General features: G+C 72.5%; 13 protein-coding genes. 3 read left to right on the forward strand and 10 right to left on the reverse strand.

Going from position 1 to position 19,320, the window contains the following annotated elements:
• Positions 1-95: 95 nt before the first annotated feature.
• From FHX44_RS03080 to FHX44_RS03115, 8 genes are all read right to left on the reverse strand, one after another.
• Positions 96-761 carry a response regulator transcription factor gene (locus FHX44_RS03080; RefSeq protein WP_147254065.1) on the reverse strand — a complete coding sequence of 222 codons (666 nt, stop codon included), beginning with the start codon at positions 759-761 and terminating at the stop codon, positions 96-98.
• Positions 761-2,689 carry a 1-deoxy-D-xylulose-5-phosphate synthase gene (gene dxs, locus FHX44_RS03085; protein ID WP_147254066.1) on the reverse strand — a complete coding sequence of 643 codons (1,929 nt, stop codon included), beginning with the start codon at positions 2,687-2,689 and terminating at the stop codon, positions 761-763. The genes FHX44_RS03080 and dxs overlap by 1 nt, the downstream gene beginning before the upstream one ends.
• Positions 2,690-2,935: 246 nt before the next feature.
• A complete protein-coding gene (locus FHX44_RS03090) occupies positions 2,936-4,270 on the reverse strand; it encodes a GGDEF domain-containing protein (RefSeq protein WP_147254067.1) in 1,335 nt (444 codons plus the stop codon).
• 118 nt (positions 4,271-4,388) lie between these two features.
• Positions 4,389-5,708, reverse strand: coding sequence for a GGDEF domain-containing protein (locus tag FHX44_RS03095; protein ID WP_246170179.1), 1,320 nt, complete (start codon positions 5,706-5,708; stop codon positions 4,389-4,391).
• Positions 5,709-6,229: 521 nt separating this feature from the next.
• The gene (locus FHX44_RS03100; RefSeq protein ID WP_170308745.1) at positions 6,230-7,558 is read right to left on the reverse strand and encodes a GGDEF domain-containing protein; all 1,329 of its coding nucleotides are present in this window, start codon (positions 7,556-7,558) and stop codon (positions 6,230-6,232) included.
• A 105-nt stretch (positions 7,559-7,663) separates the two neighbouring features.
• Complete coding sequence (locus FHX44_RS03105; protein ID WP_147254069.1) at positions 7,664-9,067, reverse strand: GGDEF domain-containing protein; 1,404 nt, start codon at positions 9,065-9,067, stop codon at positions 7,664-7,666.
• Between the two features lie 994 nt (positions 9,068-10,061).
• The gene (locus FHX44_RS03110) at positions 10,062-11,312 is read right to left on the reverse strand and encodes an MFS transporter (protein WP_147254070.1); all 1,251 of its coding nucleotides are present in this window, start codon (positions 11,310-11,312) and stop codon (positions 10,062-10,064) included.
• A gap of 216 nt (positions 11,313-11,528) precedes the next feature.
• The gene (locus FHX44_RS03115; RefSeq protein ID WP_147254071.1) at positions 11,529-11,954 is read right to left on the reverse strand and encodes an HIT family protein; all 426 of its coding nucleotides are present in this window, start codon (positions 11,952-11,954) and stop codon (positions 11,529-11,531) included.
• Positions 11,955-11,995: 41 nt separating this feature from the next.
• Between FHX44_RS03115 and FHX44_RS03120 the strand changes: the two genes are divergently transcribed.
• The 3 genes from FHX44_RS03120 to treY all read left to right on the forward strand — a co-directional run bounded on the left by FHX44_RS03120 (position 11,996) and on the right by treY (position 17,050).
• Positions 11,996-12,457: a PPOX class F420-dependent oxidoreductase gene (locus FHX44_RS03120; RefSeq protein ID WP_147254072.1), complete on the forward strand. Its 462-nt coding sequence runs from the start codon at positions 11,996-11,998 to the stop codon at positions 12,455-12,457.
• 76 nt (positions 12,458-12,533) lie between these two features.
• On the forward strand, positions 12,534-14,693 hold the full coding sequence (gene glgX / locus FHX44_RS03125; RefSeq protein WP_147254073.1) for a glycogen debranching protein GlgX: 2,160 nt from the start codon (positions 12,534-12,536) through the stop codon (positions 14,691-14,693).
• Entirely contained in the window at positions 14,690-17,050 is a 2,361-nt protein-coding gene (treY, locus tag FHX44_RS03130; RefSeq protein WP_147254074.1) for a malto-oligosyltrehalose synthase, read from the forward strand. Before glgX ends, treY begins: the two co-directional genes overlap by 4 nt.
• On the opposite strand, the gene FHX44_RS03135 is transcribed toward treY, so the two are convergent.
• Together FHX44_RS03135 and FHX44_RS03140 are read right to left on the reverse strand one after the other, a co-directional pair.
• On the reverse strand, positions 16,962-18,335 hold the full coding sequence (locus tag FHX44_RS03135) for a DHA2 family efflux MFS transporter permease subunit (RefSeq protein ID WP_147254075.1): 1,374 nt from the start codon (positions 18,333-18,335) through the stop codon (positions 16,962-16,964). The genes treY and FHX44_RS03135 overlap by 89 nt on opposite strands.
• Entirely contained in the window at positions 18,332-19,279 is a 948-nt protein-coding gene (locus tag FHX44_RS03140) for a zinc-binding dehydrogenase (protein ID WP_147254076.1), read from the reverse strand. The genes FHX44_RS03135 and FHX44_RS03140 overlap by 4 nt, the downstream gene beginning before the upstream one ends.
• Positions 19,280-19,320 lie beyond the last annotated feature (41 nt).

Below are 19,320 nucleotides of genomic sequence, written 5' to 3' on the forward strand. Positions count from 1 at the left end.
CGGTGGCGCCGGTGGGACCACCTGCTGGGGCGGCCGGCCCGCGGTGCGGGTCGGGGACGGCGCGGGCTCGGCCACGGTCGGCGTCCCTCCTCCGCCTATCCTGCCGCGGGTACCCGGTAGCCGGCGCCGACCACGGTCTCGATGACGCCGGGATCGCCGAGCTTCTTGCGCAGGGTCATCACGGTGACCCGCACGGTGGTGGTGAACGGGTCGGCGTTCTCGTCCCAGACCCGCTCCAGGAGCTCCTCGCTGCTCACCACGGCGCCGCCGGCGGCCATCAGGACCTCCAGCACCCCGAACTCCTTGCGGGTGAGCTCGACGGGCCGATCCGCGCGGTGCACGGTGCGCCGCGCCGGGTCGAGCGCGACGTCGCCCGCCACGAGCAGCGGCGGCACCGCCGGGGTGGCCCTGCGCCCGAGCGCCCGGCAGCGCGCCACGAGCTCGGGGAAGTCGAACGGCTTGGCGAGGTAGTCGTCCGCGCCCCGGGAGAGGCCGTCGACCTTGTCGGCGAGCGTGCCACTGGCCGTCAACATCAGCACCCGCGTGGTGGACCCGGACTTGACGATCTCGTCGCACAGCCGGTCGCCGGACATGCCCGGCAGGTCCCGGTCCAGCACCACCACGTCGTAGCGGGTGATCACCGCCTTCTCGTGGCCGCTGTCGCCGTCGTAGGCGACGTCGACGGCCATGCCTTCCCTACGCAGGCCGCGCGCCACTGCGTCGGCCAGCGCCCGCTCGTCCTCGACGACCAGAACCCGCATCAGCGAGCCTCCTCCGACGGAGCGGGCTCCTCCGATATCGACGCGGCCCCGGCCGGCAGCGCGGCCGCCCACTCGGTGACGCGGCGAGCCACGTCCTGCGCGGTGAGCCCGGCTGCGTGCAGGACGTCGGACCGGCTGCCGTGGTCGAGGAACCGCTGCGGGAGCGCGAGGTCGCGCAGCGGGACGTCGCACCCCGCGTCGCGCAGGACCGCCGCGAGCGCGGAACCGAAACCGCCGTGGCGGCCGCAGTCGCTGACGGTGACGACGAGGCGGTGTGAGCGGGCGAGGTCGACGAGCACCTCGGGGACCGGCAGCACCCACCGCGGGTCGACCACGGTGACAGCCACGCCCTGCTGCTCCAGCCTCCGTGCGGCGGCGACCCCGAGCTCCCCGAACGCGCCCGCGCACACCAGCAGCACCGAGGCCTCGTCGGCGTCCGACTCGTGCAGCACGTCGACGCCCTGCACGCGACGCAGAGCGGGCACCGACTCGATGACCGCACCCTTGGGGAAGCGGATCGCGGTGGGCCCGTCCTCGACCGCGACGGCCTCGGCCAGCTCCTCGCGCAGCGTGGCGGCGTCGCGCGGGGCGGCCACCCGCATCCCGGGCACGATGCCGAGCAGGGACAGGTCCCACATCCCGTTGTGCGACGGCCCGTCGTTGCCGGTGACGCCGGCGCGGTCCAGCACGAGCGTGACGCCCTTGCCGTGCAGGGCCACGTCCATCAGGAGCTGGTCGAAGGCCCGGTTGAGGAACGTCGAGTAGACGGCGACCACCGGGTGCAGCCCGCTCATCGCGAGGCCGGCGGCGGAGGTCAGCGCGTGCTGCTCGGCGATGCCGACGTCGATGCAGCGCTCGGGGAACGCCCGCGCGAACGGGGCGAGGCCGGTGGGGCCGAGCATCGCCGCGGTGATCGCGACGATGTCGGGCCTCTCGGCCCCGAGCGCCACGAGGGCTTGCGAGAAGACGCTCGTCCAGCCCACGGACGGCGGCCCGGTCGGGAGCCCGGTCTCCGGGTCGAACGCGGGCGGGCTGTGCATCTGCTCGGCCTCGTCGTTCTCGGCGGGCGGGTAGCCGCGCCCCTTCTGCGTGACGGCGTGCACGATGACCGGCCCGCCGAAGTGCCGGGCGCGCCGCAGTGCGGACTCCATCGCCGCGATGTCGTGCCCGTCGACCGGTCCGAAGTACTTCAGCCCCAGGTCGGAGAACAGCGCCTGAGGGCTCAGGGCGTCCTTGACGCCCGCCTTGAGCGCATGCAGCCCGGCGTAGATCGGCGCACCCACCACGGGGGTGCGCGACAGCGCCTGCTTGCCTGCCTCCAGCACGCGCTCGTAGCCGGGCTGCAGCCGGAGCGTGGCGAGGCGGTCGGCGAGGCCGCCGATCGTGGGGGCGTAGGAACGGCCGTTGTCGTTGACGACGATGACGACGTTGCGGTCCTTGCCCGCGGCGATGTTGTTGAGCGCCTCCCAGGCCATCCCCCCGGTGAGCGCACCGTCGCCGATCACCGCGACGACGTGGCGCTCCTGGCCGGTGAGCGCGTAGCCGCGGGCCAGACCGTCGGCCCAGGACAGCGACGTGGAAGCGTGGCTGTTCTCGACGTGGTCGTGCTCGCTCTCCGCCCGGCACGGGTAGCCCGACAGGCCCCCGGTCTTCTTGAGCGCCTCCCAGCCGTCGTGGCGGCCGGTGAGCATCTTGTGGACGTACGCCTGGTGGCCGGTGTCCCAGATCAACGAGTCGCGCGGCGAGTCGAAGACCCGGTGCAGCGCGATGGTCAGCTCGACGACGCCGAGGTTGGGGCCGAGGTGGCCGCCGGTGCGCGACACCGATGCCACGAGCTCCTCGCGGATCTCGGCGGCCAGCGCCGGGAGCTCGTCGGCTCCGAGCCTTTTCAGGTCGGCCGGGCCACGGACGGATCGCAACACGGTCACCGGGCCAGCTTACGGAAGGTCGCGGATCTCGCGCGTCCGCACGGCCCGGGCGGCGATCGTTGCGAGGTCGCGCCGCGTGGCCCTCGATGGGGCGATCCGGCGGATCTGGGATGGATCATGGCGAATCGATCGTTCCGAAATCCGGGTTGGCGCCCTGACGAGTGCGCTCGGGCGAACCTCGGACCGAGGCCTACCCGGAGGCCCGCGCAGGCGCACGGAGGTCCACCAGGCGCTCCGCCAGGACCGCTAGCCCGCTGCCGTCCGCGGAGCCGGGATCTGCACCGGGCCCGCGATCCGCACCAGGTTGCGCCCGCCGCGCTTGGCCGCGTACAGGTTGGCGTCGGCGACCTTGAGCACCTGGTCGAGCGTGGCTCCGTCGGCCGGCACGGAGGCGCCGCCCACCGAGACGCTCAGGCCCGCGATCGTGAGGTTGCCGTCGGGCGTGCAGACCGGGACGTCGAGCTCCGCCACGAGCCGCCGCAGCCGTTCGGCCACCGAACGCACCTCCGCGCGGCCGAGCGCCCCTGGCGGCAGGTCCGCCAGCAGCACCACGAACTCCTCACCGCCGAACCGGCCGACGAGGTCGCCGTCGCGCACACCCTCGCGCAGCTCGCGGGCGACGGCGGCCAGGACGTCGTCGCCCGCGAGGTGCCCGTGGGCGTCGTTGACCAGCTTGAAATGGTCCAGGTCGAGGATCAGCACGGCGGCCGTGCCCCGCGCGCGCTGGGCCCGGCGCAGCGCGCGGGCCGCCTCCGCCTGCCATGCGGCCGAGTTGAGCAGCCCGGTCTTCGAGTCGGTGCTGGCCGCCTCTTCGAGGTGGCGCACCAGCACCGCGCGGTGCAGCACGAGGATCGGTGGCAGCACGAGCGCCACGAGCCAGGGCGTCGACCCGATCGCGACGGCGGCGAGCCCACCCATGCAGAGCGTGGCCACCTCGAGCGCGTTGTCGTCGAGGCGCCCGACGAGGGCGCGCAGGCCGGGCCACTCGCTGGTGAGGGCGATGACCGCGGCGACGAGGAGCGTGTTGACCACGACGTAGAGCAGCACGGCCAGCGCGATCCCGGCGACGCCCGCGACGTCGTCCGGGGTGGCCGGCAGCCCGCCCGCCTGTTCGACGGCGGCGTGCGCCGCGCCTGCGGCGAGCACCACGGTGGCGGTCGTGTAGACGTGGCGGTGCAACGACACCTTCGCGGGCCGCCACACCCGCCGCCACAGGTGCAGGTACACGACCGCGATCACCGCCGCCGCGAGCGCGGGCGGCAGCAGGAGGGCGGCGGCGAACGTCCAGACCGAACTCAGGTCGAAGTACGAGGTCTCGGCAGCCCGCCGCCTGATCCGCTCGATCCCGGTGGCGAGCTCGGTGTGCACCACGCTGAGCAACGTCAGGAACGCGGCCAGCGCGAGTGCCTCACCGGTGAACGTGGCCCCGTCCGGCGTGGCGAGGTGGGTCATCACAGAGGCGATCGCTCCCGCCTCGACGGCGAGCACCAGCGCCACTGCCCTCGCCGGCAGCCGCCACAACTCCCAACCGGCAGGATCGGGTCGGCCTGCCGGGCTGTGCGAGTGTGCCGGCTCCTCCACGCTCGCCCCCTCCCCTTGCCGCGACCGCCAGGTGCCTCACGGCGAGGCTAGTGACGCGGGAACGGCATGTCAGGAGGACTGTGATCGCACATGGGGGTGGTCCTCCGCGACCGGTCCGTCACTCTCCGTCAACAAGCCAGCCGGCGTCAGGAGCCTGCTCGCCACCGTGGCGGGACCCGACGGGGGGCACCGGCCCTGGTGGCGTACCCACGCGCACGATGTTGCGTCCGGCCTTCTTGGCCGCGTACAGGGCCGTGTCGGCGATCTGGAGCAGGGTGCGCAGGTCGGCGCCCTCGGCAGGTGCGACCGCTCCGCCGATCGAGACGGTGAGCCCGGACACGGTCAGCGGGCCGTCCGGGGTGGGGATCTCCACCCGCAGGTGGGCCACCCGGCTGCGGATGCGCTCGGCCACCGCCTCCAGCTCGACGGCCGCGCCGACCGCCGGACCGGCGAGCAGCACCACGAACTCCTCGCCGCCGAACCGGCCGACGAGGTCGCGCTCGCGGACCTCGGCGCGCAGCGCTCCTGCCACGGCCGTGAGCACCTGGTCGCCCGCGAGGTGGCCGTGCGTGTCGTTGACCGCCTTGAAGTGGTCCAGGTCGAGCACCAGCACCCCGCGCGGACCGTCGGCCCGGCTGCTGCGCTGCAGGAGCCGCTCGGCCTGCGCGTGCCAGGCCACGGCGTTGAGCAGGCCGGTCTTGCCGTCGATGTTCGCGGCCTCCTCCAGGTGGTGCACCAGCACGGCACGGTGCAGCACCACGAGCGGCGGGAGGGCGAGCAGGACCAGCCACGGGTTGACGACCAGGGCCACCGCTGTGAGCGCACCGAGCGAGAGGGTGGCGACCTCGAGGAGGTTGTCGTCGAGGCGGCCGAGCACCCGGGCCAGGTCGGGCTGCGGGGCGCTCATCGCGATGGCACCGGCGACGAGCCCCGTGTTGATCGTGGTGTAGACGAGGAGCGCGAGCGTGATACCGGGGATCCCGGCGGCGGTCAGCGGCTCCGATCCCGAGCCGAGGAACCCGATGACCGCTGCGCCGCCGAGACACGCCAGCACGATCGTGGCGGCGCTGTAGACGCTGCGGTAGAGCGGCACGCGCGGCCGTCCGGTGCGCGCCCACACGTGCATGTGCACCACGACGGCCACCGCTGCCGCGTACACGGGCGGCAGCACGAGCGCGCCGCCGAACGTCCACACCGAGCTGAGGTTGGCGTGGTTGCCGACCATCACGCGCCTGCGGACCCGCTCGACGCCGAGCGCGATCTCCGTGTGCAGGATCCCCAGCCCTCCGAGCAGGGCGGCGTGCCCCAGCTGGAACGGCTCCGGCACCGGCATCCGCGCCGCGACGGCGATCACGAGCCCGAGCGCCGTTGCCTCGACGAGGAGCACCGACACCGCGAGCCGGTGCGGCACCTCCCAGAGCGGCCACCTCCGGATCATCCAGGCACGGACCGCCCGAGCCGCGGGACGGGCTCTCTCGGGATCTGCGGACATCAGCGCTCTCGGTCGATCCTCGGCGTCGACACCGACGGTAGTGGAGGACCCTCGTCGTGTCACCCATTAGGGCGTGGATCCGCCCGTGCCGTGACACAGTGAGATGACGTGATGGTGCAGATCGCACTATTCGGCCACCCCGCTGTGTCGCCGCGCACCTGAATGCAGTACCGGCCTGCATCGTCGGGCAAACATTCCGACCGCGATCACGAATACGCGGCTCCGCGGCTCCGCAGCCCCTCGTCATTCACGGAGGGTGGCGCAAATGGAGTTCGAGATCGGAAGGAGGCACACGCGATGCGCAACCGCGACTGGACCTGACCACCCACCCCCACACACCCGAGAAGGAGACGCCATGCGCAACCGCGACTGGACCTGAACCGCCGAATAGCACCGAATCCCCGGCGATCGCCGGGTGTGGCGGGAAGGCGCCGGGGGGACCCGGCGGCGCGCACCACGCCCGGCGATCAGTCCTTTGCGCGCGCCGGGACGCCGGGCCCACGAGCGGCGAGCGGCACGGACGAGGGCTGCCCGGACGCCACCGCGATCCGCACCGTGTTGCGACCGCCCCGCTTGGCCTCGTAGAGGGCGGAGTCCGCGGTCTGCAGCAGCGCGGCGAGGTCGCTGCCCTCGGCCGGGGCCACCGCACCGCCGAGCGAGACGGTCAGGCCGGCGATCACCAGCGGCCCACGCAAGGTCGGCACCTCGAGCCGCAGGTCCGCCACGCGGGACCGGATCCGCTCGGCCACCACCTCGAGCTCCACCGAGTCGAGCTCCACCGAGCGCCCGCCGGCCGCTGCGCGCCTAGGCAGCACCACGAACTCCTCGCCACCCATGCGGCCCACGAGGTCGTGGGCGCGCACCACCCGCCGCACGGCGTCCGCGACAGCCGTCAGCACGTGGTCGCCGACCGCGTGCCCATGCGTGTCGTTGACCGCCTTGAAGTGGTCCAGGTCGAGAATCAGAACGCCACCGGCGCGGTCTGCGGGGTCGGCGCCGCCGACGATCCGTTCCGCCTCGGCGACCCATGTGGCGGCGTTGAGGAGCCCGGTCTTGCCGTCCGTGCTGGCCGCTGCCTCGAGCGGCCGGATCAACGCCGCCCGCAGCACGGCGTACAACGGGAGCAGCACCAGCGGGAGCAGCACGGGATTCAGAGCGAGCACGATCGCGGTCAGCGCGCCCATGCACAGCATGCCGACCTCGAGCAGGTTCTCGTCCGGTGGGCCGAACAGCGTGGCCGGGCCTGCGTGCGGGACGCTGAGGGCGACGACGGCGGCGATGAGCCCCGAGTTGACGGCCGTGAACAGGACCATCGCGACGAGCACCAGCCACAGCGGCTTCTGCTGCGCGCCCACGGACTCGAGGAGTGCTCCGACGGCGATGCAGGCGAGCACCACGGTGGCGACGCTGAACAGCTGGCGGTGCAGCGGCACCCACCGGCGCCACGCGCGCACCCACAGGTGCAGCGTGATGACGATCGCCACCACCGCGGCGTGGGCACCCGGCAGCACGAGCACCGCCGCGAACGTCCACACCGAGCTGAGGTCGACGTAAGAGGCGCCGCCCAGCCGCCGCCGTTCCCGCTCGACGCCGACCGCCATCTCGCTGTAGGCGATCCCCAGCACGCAGAGGGCGCCCCCGGCCCACAGCTCGGCCGCGGTCGGAGCGGGCCCGGTCAGGAAGCCACCGACGAGCAGGGCGACCGCGACCGCCTCGACGAGCAGCACGGCGCCGAGCAACAGCCGCGGCAACTGCCACAGCGGCCACCGGTGCGGGGCGCAACCACCCGTACGCACATGTTCACCGGAGAGGGGTGGTCGCTCCGGAACCATCGCACTCCCGATTGTGTCGGCGGCAGTACGGAGCGTAATGCAGGGCACAAGGGGCCGACCGTTCGTGCGTCAGTCCCCGGCGTTGCTGTGGAGCGTGGGGGGCTCGACCGGAGTCGACGGGTCCGTGTGCAGCGGCAGGAGCGCGGGCCGGTCGGACGTCGCGTTGCCCATCCGAACGGCGTTGCGCCCCGCCCCCTTGGCCGCGTACAGCGCCCGGTCTGCGACCTCGAGGAGGTCGCGCAGCTCCGCGCCGCCGTCCGGCATGACCGCGCACCCGACCGACACGCTCAGCCCTCGCACCGTCAGCGGCCCGTCCGGTGTGGGGATCTCGACGCGCAGGTCGGCGACGCGCCGCCGGATCCGCTCGGCCACGGCTTCGATCTCGGCCGGGCCCCGTCCGCCCAGCCCGGCCAGCATCACGACGAACTCCTCGCCGCCGAACCGCCCGACGAGATCGCGCTCCCTGACCTCGTCCCGCAGCACGCCGGCCACCGCGGTCAGCACCTGGTCGCCCGCCAGGTGGCCGTGGGTGTCGTTCACGGCCTTGAAGTGGTCCAGGTCCAGCACCAGGACGCCGGGCGGACCGTCACGGCGCTTCGTCCGCTGCAGCGCGCGCTCGGCCTGCACGTGCCAGGCGACGGCGTTGAGCAGGCCCGTCTTGCCGTCGGTGTTCGCGGCCTCTTCCAGGTGCTTGACGAGAACGGCGCGGTGCAGCACCAGCAAGGGGGGCAGTACGAAGACGATGAGGACCGGGTTGATCGCCAGCGCTACCGCGGTGATCGCCCCGAGCGACAGGGTGGCCAACTCGAGCAGGTTGTCGTCCCACCGCCCGAGCACCTTGCCGATGTCGGGTTGCGGGCTACTCACCGCGACCGCGCCCGCGACGAGTGCGCTGTTCACCGTCGTGTAGACGAGGATCGCCGCCCCGAGCAGGAGCACACCCGGGACGTCGTCCACACCGGTGACCCCGCCGTCGCGATACGCACCCACCACCGCGCTCGCGGCGAGGCAGGCCAGAACGATCGTGGCGGTGCTGAACGCATGCCGGTATATCGGAACCCGCGGGCGCCAGGAACGCCACCAGAGGTGGGTGAAAACGATTGTCGCAACGCCGGCGGCGAGCGCGGGGGGCAGAAGAACCGCACCCGCGAACGTCCACACCGAACTCAGATCGACGTGCAACGTCTCGGCAATGCGACGGCGAGTCCGCTCGACCCGCATGGCGACTTCGGAGTGCATGATCCCGAAGGCGCACAACATCGAGCCGAAGATGATCGATGTGCGATCGAATTCCGCCGGCCTCACCGCGAAGGCCGTCAGGACGACCGCGGTCAGTTCCACGAGCAGCACAGGTACGACCAGCCGACGCGGAATGCCCCAGATGGCCCATTGTGCGAGCCGCCAAGCAGCGCTGCCGGTAGCAGCGCTGCCGCCACCGGTCGAGGCAGCGTCCTGGCGCGTGCCCCTAGACATTCATACTCTCAGCCATCCCTCTATCGAGGGAAGCGAGGCTAGTGGACCCGCGCGGGACTGTCACGGGTCACAGCTCACCCACCCGCGGCAGCCGTGACGCAGGCCATGAACCGGACGGCCTCGGCTGCAGGAGGAGGTAGCAATGCCGCCCGCAACCGTCATGGGGAGTGCGTCGCCCACTCACTTCGGGGACGGAGATTCCCTCGCTCCCGTCACAGGGGCCGCCAGACCACCCGTTTCCCTCGGCGAGCACGGGAGGAGGTGTGCCGTGCGCAACAAGAGCTGGTGAATTCGCCGACGACGACCTGACCGACCGCCGACGAAGGAGACCCACGGTGCGCAACAAGAGCTGGTGACCACCCACAACAACCCCACCACCCACCGACCAAGGAGACCCACGGTGCGCAACAAGAGCTGGTGACCACCCACAACAACCCCACCACCCACCGACCAAGGAGACCCACGGTGCGCAACAAGAGCTGGTGACCACCCACAACAACCCCACCACCCACCGACCAAGGAGACCCACGGTGCGCAACAAGAGCTGGTGACCACCCACAACAACCCCACCACCCACCGACCAAGGAGACCCACGGTGCGCAACAAGAGCTGGTGACCACCCACAACAACCCCACCACCCACCGACCAAGGAGACCCACGGTGCGCAACAAGAGCTGGTGACCACCCACAACAACCCCACCACCCACCGACCAAGGAGACCCACGGTGCGCAACAAGAGCTGGTGACCACCCACAACAACCCCACCACCCACCGACCAAGGAGACCCACGGTGCGCAACAAGAGCTGGTGACCACCCACAACAACCCCACCACCCACCGACCAAGGAGACCCACGGTGCGCAACAAGAGCTGGTGACCACCCACCGACGGCCCGTCCGACCACCGACCGAAGGAGATTCAGGTGCGCAACAAGAGCTGGTGACGAAGCCAGGACCCTGATTCGGCCGCAGACCGTGCCGGGACCGGCAGCAGCTTCAGCGCTGGCGCGCCGGCGCGACGCCGAGCTGCATCGCGGGCGTGGTGGCGTTCGCGCGATGCCATGCCACGGCACCACCGGCCGACAACACCGCCCCGAGCACCCCGGCCACCGCCACAGCGGTGGCGGGATCCGACGCCTCGGCGAGCAGGCCTCCGAGGAGCACCGCGGCACCCTGGGCCGCGATGATCCCGGACGCGGCGACCCCGATCGCGCGGCCGCGACCCCCGTCCGGGGTGGCGCGGACGAAGCTCGCCTGCGTCTGCAGCAGGTAAGCGGTGGAGAGCATCCCGGACACCGCCCACAGGAGGAGGGTGAGCGGGACGCCCGGGCGCAGGATGCAGAGCGCCAGCGGAACTCCGGCCGCAACGGCCATGAGTCCGACGAGCCGTGCCCTCGTCTCGGCGGGGACGAACCGCACGAACAGCCATGCGCCGAGCACGCTGCCCAGCGGGTCGGCCGCCATGAGGAGCCCGACGACGGCCGGGCCGGCACCGAGCTGGGCGGCGTACGGGGCGGCGAGCGCCTCCGGCACGACGTACCAGCCGACGAGCCACGCGAGCAGCACGAGCGCGCGGCGTCGCCGGTCGGTGGCGATCTCGGCGAGCCCTGTGCCGATGCCGCGCAGCCCTCCGATCGCGTGGTCGGGTCCGGGCGCGGGGGCGGGGGCCGGCCGATCGGCCACGCCGATGCGCAGCACCACGGCCGACAGCGCGAACGACACGGCGTTGCCCAGAAGCGCGATGCCAGGACTCACGGCCGCGACGAGCAGGCCACCGGTGGCGAAGCCGACCAGCTGTGCGGTCTGGCTGGTGATCTGGCGGACGGCGAGGCCGCGCTCGTAGAGCTCGCCCTGGAGGATCTCGGGGTAGAGCGCGCCCTGCGCCGCGGTGTGGGGCGAGCCGAGGAGCACGACGCCGACGAGGACGGTGCAGAGCGCCCACAGGGGCAGGTCGGGGATCGCCATCACGGCGACGAGGACCGCCCGCCCGACGTCCGAGACGATCATGACCTCGCGACGGCGGTAGCGGTCGGCGAGCCCGGACAGCAACACGCCTCCGAGCAGCGCGGGCAAGAAGGTCAGGGCGTATGCGACGGCCGCCCACACGGCCGAACCGGTGCGGCCGTACACGAGCACCGCGAGCGCGACGCGTGCGAGCTGGTCGCCCGCGATCGAGAACAGCTCAGCCGCCCACACCACCCGGAATTCGGGCGCGCGGAACACCGCGCCGAGTCCGCTACCCACCATGCGGTCGTTCCCCCCTCGACCTGGTGTCCCTCGCCGACTGGCTCGTTCGGTCTAACCCACCGTAAATGATCATGCGCGGTGCGTGTCGTCCGATCGGCATGCTGCCCGGTGTCCCCCACCCGTCGCAACAATGCCTCCGCTCCGTCACCCGTGACGCCACCCGAGGGCGGTAAGGGGGCCCTTCACGTCACGCAGAGCGACCGGTTCCGGCGAACCTCAGGACGCCACGTGCTCGCCGTGGCCCGCAGCGCGCAGGGCCGACCGGAGCTTCTCGGCGTGCTCCTCCTGCTCCTGCGCCTCCACCGACGGCGCCGCGTTCCCGAAGTCGAAGGCACCCATGTCCCACGCGGGGAACACGTGGACGTGCAGGTGCGGCACCTCGAAGCCGGCGACGATCAGGCCGACCCGCGGCGGCTGCCAGACCTCGCGGACGGCCGCGCCCACCGTCTGCGCGACGGAGGTGAGGTGAGCGAGGAGGCCCGGTTCGGCGTCGACCCAGTGGTCGACCTCCGCGCGGGGGACCACGAGCGTGTGGCCGGGACCGAGCGGGTTGATCGACAGGAAGCCGACGGCGCGATCGTCGGACCAGACGAAACGTCCGGGCAGTTCGCCGTCGATGATCCGGGTGAAGAGGGTGCTCATCGTCGGCAAGGGTATCGGTGGTCCCACTACGCTCGGAGGCCATGGTTCGGACCATCGCCACAAACACGTCCGTCGATCGGGACGGTCTCGTCGAGTTCATCCGGTGCCGCCACAAGATGGTGCTGCTCACACCCCGCAAGGACGGTGACTGGCAGGGGTCGCCGGTCACCGGCGGTGTCGACCCGGAGGGCCGCATCGTGATCTCCACCTATCCGGAGCGGGCGAAGGCGATGAACGTCGCCCGCCACGGGAAGGCGTCGGTCATCGTGCTGTCCGACGACTTCGGCGGCGCCTGGGTGCAGGTCGACGGCGACGCAGAGTTGCTGACGCTGCCCGACGCGGTGGAGCCGCTCGTCGAGTACTTCCGCTGCATCTCCGGCGAGCACCCCGACTGGGACGAGTACCGCCGTGCGATGCAGGAGCAGGGCAAGGCGTTGATCAGGATCACGCCGGCCCGGTGGAGCCCCGTGGCCACGGGAGGATTCCCCGCGCGCCTCGCCTGACGGCCCCGCGATCCGGCGCCGGGCCGGTCGACCCCGGTAACCTCTGGCGGTCATTCCCGAGACGCCGGAGGAAGCAATGCGGCCGTGGCCGGGCCACGCCTACCCCCTGGGTGCCACCTACGACGGATCCGGTACCAACTTCGCGATCTTCTCCGAGGTCGCGGAGAAGGTGGAGTTGTGCCTGTTCAGCCCGCGGGGCAAGGAGACCCGGGTCCCGCTGTCCGAGGTCGACGGGTTCGTCCACCACGGATATCTGCCCGGCGTCGAGCCGGGCCAGCGCTACGGCTACCGGGTGCACGGGCCCTACGACCCCGCCCAGGGCCTGCGGTGCAACCCGAACAAGCTGCTCATCGACCCCTACACCAAGGCCCTCGACGGTCCGGTGGTGTGGGACGAGGCGGTGTTCGGCTACCCGTTCGGCCAGCCCGAGGGGCGCAGCGACTCCGACTCCGCGCCGTTCGTGCCGAAGTCGGTGGTGGTCAACCCGTTCTTCGACTGGGGGACCGACCGCTCCCCGCGGATCCCGTACCACGAGACCGTGATCTACGAGGCGCACGTTCGGGGCCTCACGATCGCGCACCCGGAGATCCCGGAGGAGCTGCGCGGCACTTACACGGGTCTCGCCCACCCGGTGATGATCGAGCACCTCAGGACGCTCGGGGTCACGGCGGTGGAGCTCATGCCGGTGCACGAGTTCCTCAACGACCACCACCTGCAGGAGAAGGGTCTCTCCAACTACTGGGGCTACAACACGATCGCCTACCTGGCCCCGCACCACGCCTACGCCACGGCAGGGGGGCGCACCGGCAACCAGGTGCAGGAGTTCAAGGCGATGGTCCGCGACCTGCACGACGCGGGCATCGAGGTGATCCTCGACGTGGTCTACAACCACACCGCCGAGGGCAACCACATGGGCCCGACGCTCTCGCTGCGGGGCATCGACAACGCCGCCTACTACCGCCTCGTCGAGGACGACCCGCGGTACTACATGGACTACACGGGCACCGGCAACTCGCTGAACGTGCGCAACCCGCACACGCTGCAGCTGATCATGGACTCGCTGCGGTACTGGGTCACCGAGATGCACGTCGACGGCTTCCGCTTCGACCTCGCCTCCACCCTCGCCCGCGAGTTCTACGACGTCGACCGCCTGTCGGTGTTCTTCGACCTCGTGCAGCAGGACCCGGTGATCAGCCAGGTCAAGCTGATCGCCGAGCCGTGGGACGTCGGGCCCGGTGGCTACCAGGTCGGCAACTTCCCGCCCCTGTGGACGGAGTGGAACGGCAAGTACCGCGACACCGTCCGCGACTTCTGGCGGGGTGAGCCGGGCACGATCGGGGAGTTCGCATCCCGGCTCACCGGCAGCTCGGACCTGTACCAGGAGGACGGCCGCCGCCCGTACGCGTCGATCAACTTCGTCACGGCGCACGACGGCTTCACCCTCGCCGACCTGGTCTCGTACAACGAGAAGCACAACGAGGCCAACCTCGAGGGCGGCGGTGACGGCGAGAGCCACAACCGATCGTGGAACTGCGGCGTCGAGGGGCCCACCGACGACGAGGCCGTGCTCGCGCTGCGGGCCCGCCAGCAGCGCAACTTCATCACCACGCTCCTGCTGAGCCAGGGCGTGCCGATGCTGCTGCACGGCGACGAGCTCGGCCGCACGCAGAGCGGCAACAACAACGTCTACTGCCAGGACAGCGAGATCTCCTGGGTGGACTGGTCGCTGGCCACCAAGAACTCCCCGCTGCTGAACTTCACCGCCGGGGTCACCGCGCTCCGCCACGCCCACCCGGTCTTCCGGCGCCGCAAGTTCTTCGCCGGGCGCCCCATCGGCCGCCGCCGCGCCGGTGCTCTCGCCGACATCGCCTGGTTCACCCCCGCGGGCGAGGAGATGACCGAGCAGGACTGGGACTCCGGGTTCGGCAAGTGCGTCACCGTGTTCCTCAACGGTCAGGGCATGGACGAGGTCGACACCCGCGGCGAGCGGGTCAGCGATGACTCGTTCCTGCTGTGCCTCAACGCGCACTACGAGGACATCGACGTCACGCTCCCGGGCCGGGAGTACGGCACGCAGTGGGCGGTGGTGGTCGACACCGCAACGGGCGAGGTGATCACCCTGTCCACCGCACCGGGGGTGGTGGCCGCCGAGCCGGCCACGGTGGAAGGCGGCGGCGTGCTCCGCGTGCCGGCCCGCTCCGTGATCGTCCTGCAGCACACGAAGGCGGGCTCGTGAACCGGTCCCACTCCCCCGCACCCAGCTCGACCTACCGCCTGCAGCTGTCGAAGGACACCACGTTCGGGGACGCGGTCGAGCTGCTGCCCTACCTCGACGCGCTCGGGGTGGGGGCGCTGTACGCGTCGCCGCTGCTGGAGTCCGGCGCCGGCTCCAACCACGGCTACGACGTCGTCGATCCCACCCGGGTCTCGGCCGAGCGCGGTGGCGAGGAGGGCCGCAAGGCGCTGGTCGCGGCGGTGCGCGAGCACGACATGGCGTTCGTGCTCGACATCGTGCCCAACCACGTGGGCGTCGACATCCCGCAGGCCAACCCCTGGTGGTGGGACGTGCTCGCGCACGGCCGGGCGTCGGAGCACGCGGCCACGTTCGACATCGACTGGGACGCGGGCCCGATCCTCCTGCCCGTCCTCGACGCCGACGAGGAGAAGGCGCTCTCGGAGCTCACCCTCTCCGACGACCGCACCCAGCTGCGCTACTACGAGCGCGCCTTCCCGGTGGCGGCCGGAAGCGGCGACTCCGGCACCGCGCAGGAGGTGCACGGGCGCCAGCACTACCGCCTCGTCTCCTGGAAACGCGGCGCCGCCGAGCTGACGTACCGCCGGTTCTTCGACGTGTCCACCCTTGCCGCGGTGCGCGTGGAGCTGCCGGAGATCTTCGAGAAGACCCACCGCGAGATCCTGCGCTGGGTCGCTGCCGGCGACGTCGACGGCATCCGCGTCGACCACCCCGACGGCCTGTCCGACCCGGGCTCCTACATGCGTCGCCTGCGCGCCGCGATCGGCCCGGACCGCTGGCTGCTCGTGGAGAAGATCCTCGGCGTCGGCGAGGAGCTGCCGGCGTCGTGGCCCGTGAACGGCACGTCCGGCTACGAGGCGTTGTGCGAGATCCAGGGTGTGTTCGTCGACCCCGATGGCGCGGGCCTGCTCACCCAGCTCGCCGCCGAGCACACCGGCCGCAAGGAGTCGGCGCGCTCCGCCGAGCACGCGGCTCGCCGGGAGGCGGCCGACACCATCCTCGCCGCCGAGGTCCGGCGCATCGCTGCGCTCGTCCCCGTGCCGGAGGCCGCACCATCCACCGAGGCCGAGCCGGGCGAGGCCGCCGACCGCGTGCGGACCGCCGTCGCGGAGCTGCTCTGCGGCTTCCCCGTCTACCGCAGCTACCTGCCGGAGGGGCGGGAGGCGCTCGAGACGGCGGTCAGCGTCGCGCGTACCCACCGGCCCGACCTCGCCGACGTCCTCCACGCGATCCGCGACGCGATGCTCGCCGACCCGGCGGGCCTACTCGCCACCCGCGTGCAGCAGACGTCCGGGATGGTGATGGCCAAGGGCGTCGAGGACACCGCGTTCTACCGCTGGAACCGGTTCGTCGCGCTCAACGAGGTGGGCGGTGACCCGTCCCGCTTCGGCGTTCCCCCGCAGGAGTTCCACCGCGCCATGGCCACGCGAGAGGCGGCATGGCCTGCCACGATGACCACGCTGTCGACCCACGACACCAAACGCTCCGAGGACGTCCGCGCGCGCCTCGCCGTCCTCGCCGAGATCCCGCGCGAGTGGGCCGGGAACGTCGGCCGGTGGGCCGCCGCGCACCCGCTGCCCGACCGGTCGCTGGAGCTCCTGGCCTGGCAGAACCTGGTGGGTGCCTGGCCGATCACGGCCGAGCGGATGTCCGGGTACCTGACGAAGGCGGCCAAGGAGGCCAAGCTCGTCACCAGCCACGTCGAGGCCGTGGCCGACGTCGACGAGGCCATCGCGGCGTGGCCCGCGCAGGTGCTCGCCGACGCCGACCTCGTCGCCGAGATCGAGGAGTTCGTCGCCCGCATCTCCGGCCCGGGCCGGGCCAACTCGCTGGGGCAGAAGCTGCTGCAGCTCGCCGGCCCCGGCGTCCCGGACGTCTACCAGGGCACGGAGCTCTTCGAGTACTCCCTGGTGGACCCGGACAACCGCCGGCCGGTCGACTGGGCGATCCGGCGCCAGCTGCTCGCCCGCCTCGACGACGGCTGGCTGCCCGACGTCGACGCGGAAGGCGCCGCGAAGCTGCTCGTCACCGCGAGCGCGCTGCGGCTGCGCCGCTACCGGCCCGAGGTGTTCACCGGCTACCGGCCGCTGCCCGCGCAGGGCTCCGCCGCCCGGCACGCCGTGGCGTTCGCACGCTCGGCGTCGCTCGTCGCGGTGGCGACGCGCCTGCCGGTGGGGCTCGTGGCCCGCGGCGGCTGGGGCGACACGGTGCTCCCGCTGCCCGAGGGCACGGCCGACTGGCACGACGTCATCACCGACACCGCGGTCGACGGTGCGGCTCCGAGTCTGTCGGACGTCCTGTCGCGCTATCCGGTGGCGCTGCTGGTCCGCCCGGCGTAGGCCGCAGGACGATCGTCGAAGCCAACGCCACGGCCGCCAGGACGACCATCACGAGCAGCGCAGGCTCGAAGCCCGCCGCAGCCACGACGGCGGCCATCAGGGCGGTGCCGGCCGCGGCGCCGATCCGCTGCACGACGTTGCTCGCGCTGGAGGCGTGCGCCATGGCCGCCTTCGGCAGGGTCCGGTAGATCGCGGCGGCGATCGGAAGGCTCGCCACGCCGAACCCGGCCCCACGCGCGAGGAGCGTCGTGCCCAGGAGCACCGGGTCGCTCGTAAACAGGAACGGGACGGTGGCCGCGGTTCCCACGGCCATCCCGGCCGCGGCGAGCGGGCGCGGCGGCAGGCGATCGGCGACCCGGCCCACCAGCAGGAACGCCAATCCCATCCCGACGCCCTGCGGGGCGAGCACGAGCCCGGCGTCCAGCGACGAGAGCCCACCGCGCTGCTGGAGGTAGAGCGGGAGCAGGAACATCGGCCCCCACGTCGTGACGCCGAGGACGAACATCATCACCGTGCCGCCGCGGAACGACGGGTCGGCGAACAACCGCAGGTCGACGAGCGCGTCGCTCCGGCGTAGCGCGCGCACGCCGAAGATCGTGATCATGGCCCCCCCGAGGACCGCGAGCGCGACGCCTCCGCCGGACAGGGCGTACAGCAGCGCGACGAGGCCGCCCGGCAGCAGCACCAGCCCGGCCACGTCGAGGGGTCGGGAGCTGCGCTCCGTCTCGCGGGGGAACCAGCGACCCGTCATCGCGAGCGCGGCCAGCACGGGCGGCGCCGTGGCGAGAAACGCCCAGCGCCAGCCCCAGCCGTCGACGAGCAGGCCGCCGAGCACCGGGCCGGTGACCGGGGCCAGCTGGCCGAACAGGCCGACCACCCCCATGACGCGACCCAGGCGCTCCGGTCCCGCCGCCCGGGCCAGCGTGACCTGGGTCAGCGGGAGGACCATCCCGCCGCCGAGGCCCTGCAGCGCCCGGAACGCGATCAGCGAGCCGACCGACCACGCGCAGGCGGACAGCACCGCGCCGAGCAGGAACACCCCGAGGGCGGCGACCCACACCCCGCGGGCGCCGAACCGGCCGACCGACCAGCCCACGAGCGGGATCACCGCGGTCATCGCGAGGATGTACGCGGTGCTCACCCATCCGACGGCCGTGACGGACGCGCCCAGGTCCGCTTGCAACGCGTTCAGGGCCACCGCGACGAGCGTGGTGTCGAGCAGGGCCGCCACCGCACCGAACAGCACCGTCACGGCGATCGGGACGATGCTCGTCCGCGCGCTCACGGGACCAGCAGGGTCTTGCCGGTCGTGGCGCGGGCCTCGATAGCCCGGTGTGCTCGCGCGGCGTCGGCCAGCGGGAACGTCTGCCCGATGACGGGGCGCAGCCTGCCTGCGGCCGCAGCGGCGAGGGCCTCGGCGGCGAACGCCCTGATCTCGGCCGGCGTCGGCGCTCCGCCCTTCACCACGTCCACACCGGCGGGGACCTCGGTCCAGCCACCCGACGCCATGCCGTAGACCTGGGCGCGACCGCCGGGACGGACGGCGGCCATGCCCTGCGCGCCGAGCCGCCCACCCACGCCGTCGTAGACCAGGTCGACGCCCCGCCCGCCGGTCGCCGCGACGACCTCGTGCTCCCAGCCGGGGCGGGAGTAGTCGACGCCGACGGCGCCGAGGGAACCGGCGAACGCCGCCTTCTCGGCGCCGCCGGCCGCGCCGACCACCCGCGCCCCGGCCGCCACGGCGAGTTGCACCAGCAGGCTCCCGACGCCGCCCGCGGCCGCCTCCACCAGCACCCACTCCCCCGGCTGCGGCGTCGCCTGCCGGTGCAGCATCACCGCGGTGCGGCCGTCGGCGAGCAGCGCCACCGCGTCCGGCAGGGCCAGGCCCCCGGGGACCGGGAGGACGTCCGCGGCCGCGGCCACGGCGAGTTGGGCGTAGCCACCGGCGCCGCCCGTGGTCGTCACCACGGTGGTGCCGACCAGACCGGGGTCGACGTCCGGCCCGGTCGCGACGACCCGGCCGCCGACCCCGTTGCCCGGGACGCGTGGCAGCTGCGGGACCGGCATCCCGGCTGGACCGCGGCCTGCGCGCACCTGCGTCTCGACGAACGTGATCCCCGCGTACTCGACCGCGACCAGCACCTGTCCCGGCCCGGGTACCGGGTCGGGCACCTCGGCGGGCCGGAGGACCTCCGGCCCGCCGAACTCCTCCATGACGATCGCCTGCACCGCGCCTCCCTCATAACGGAGCGATTCGCTCCGACTATAAG

It is taken from the genome of Pseudonocardia hierapolitana (assembly GCF_007994075.1).
In the GTDB taxonomy this organism is placed as follows: domain Bacteria; phylum Actinomycetota; class Actinomycetes; order Mycobacteriales; family Pseudonocardiaceae; genus Pseudonocardia; species Pseudonocardia hierapolitana.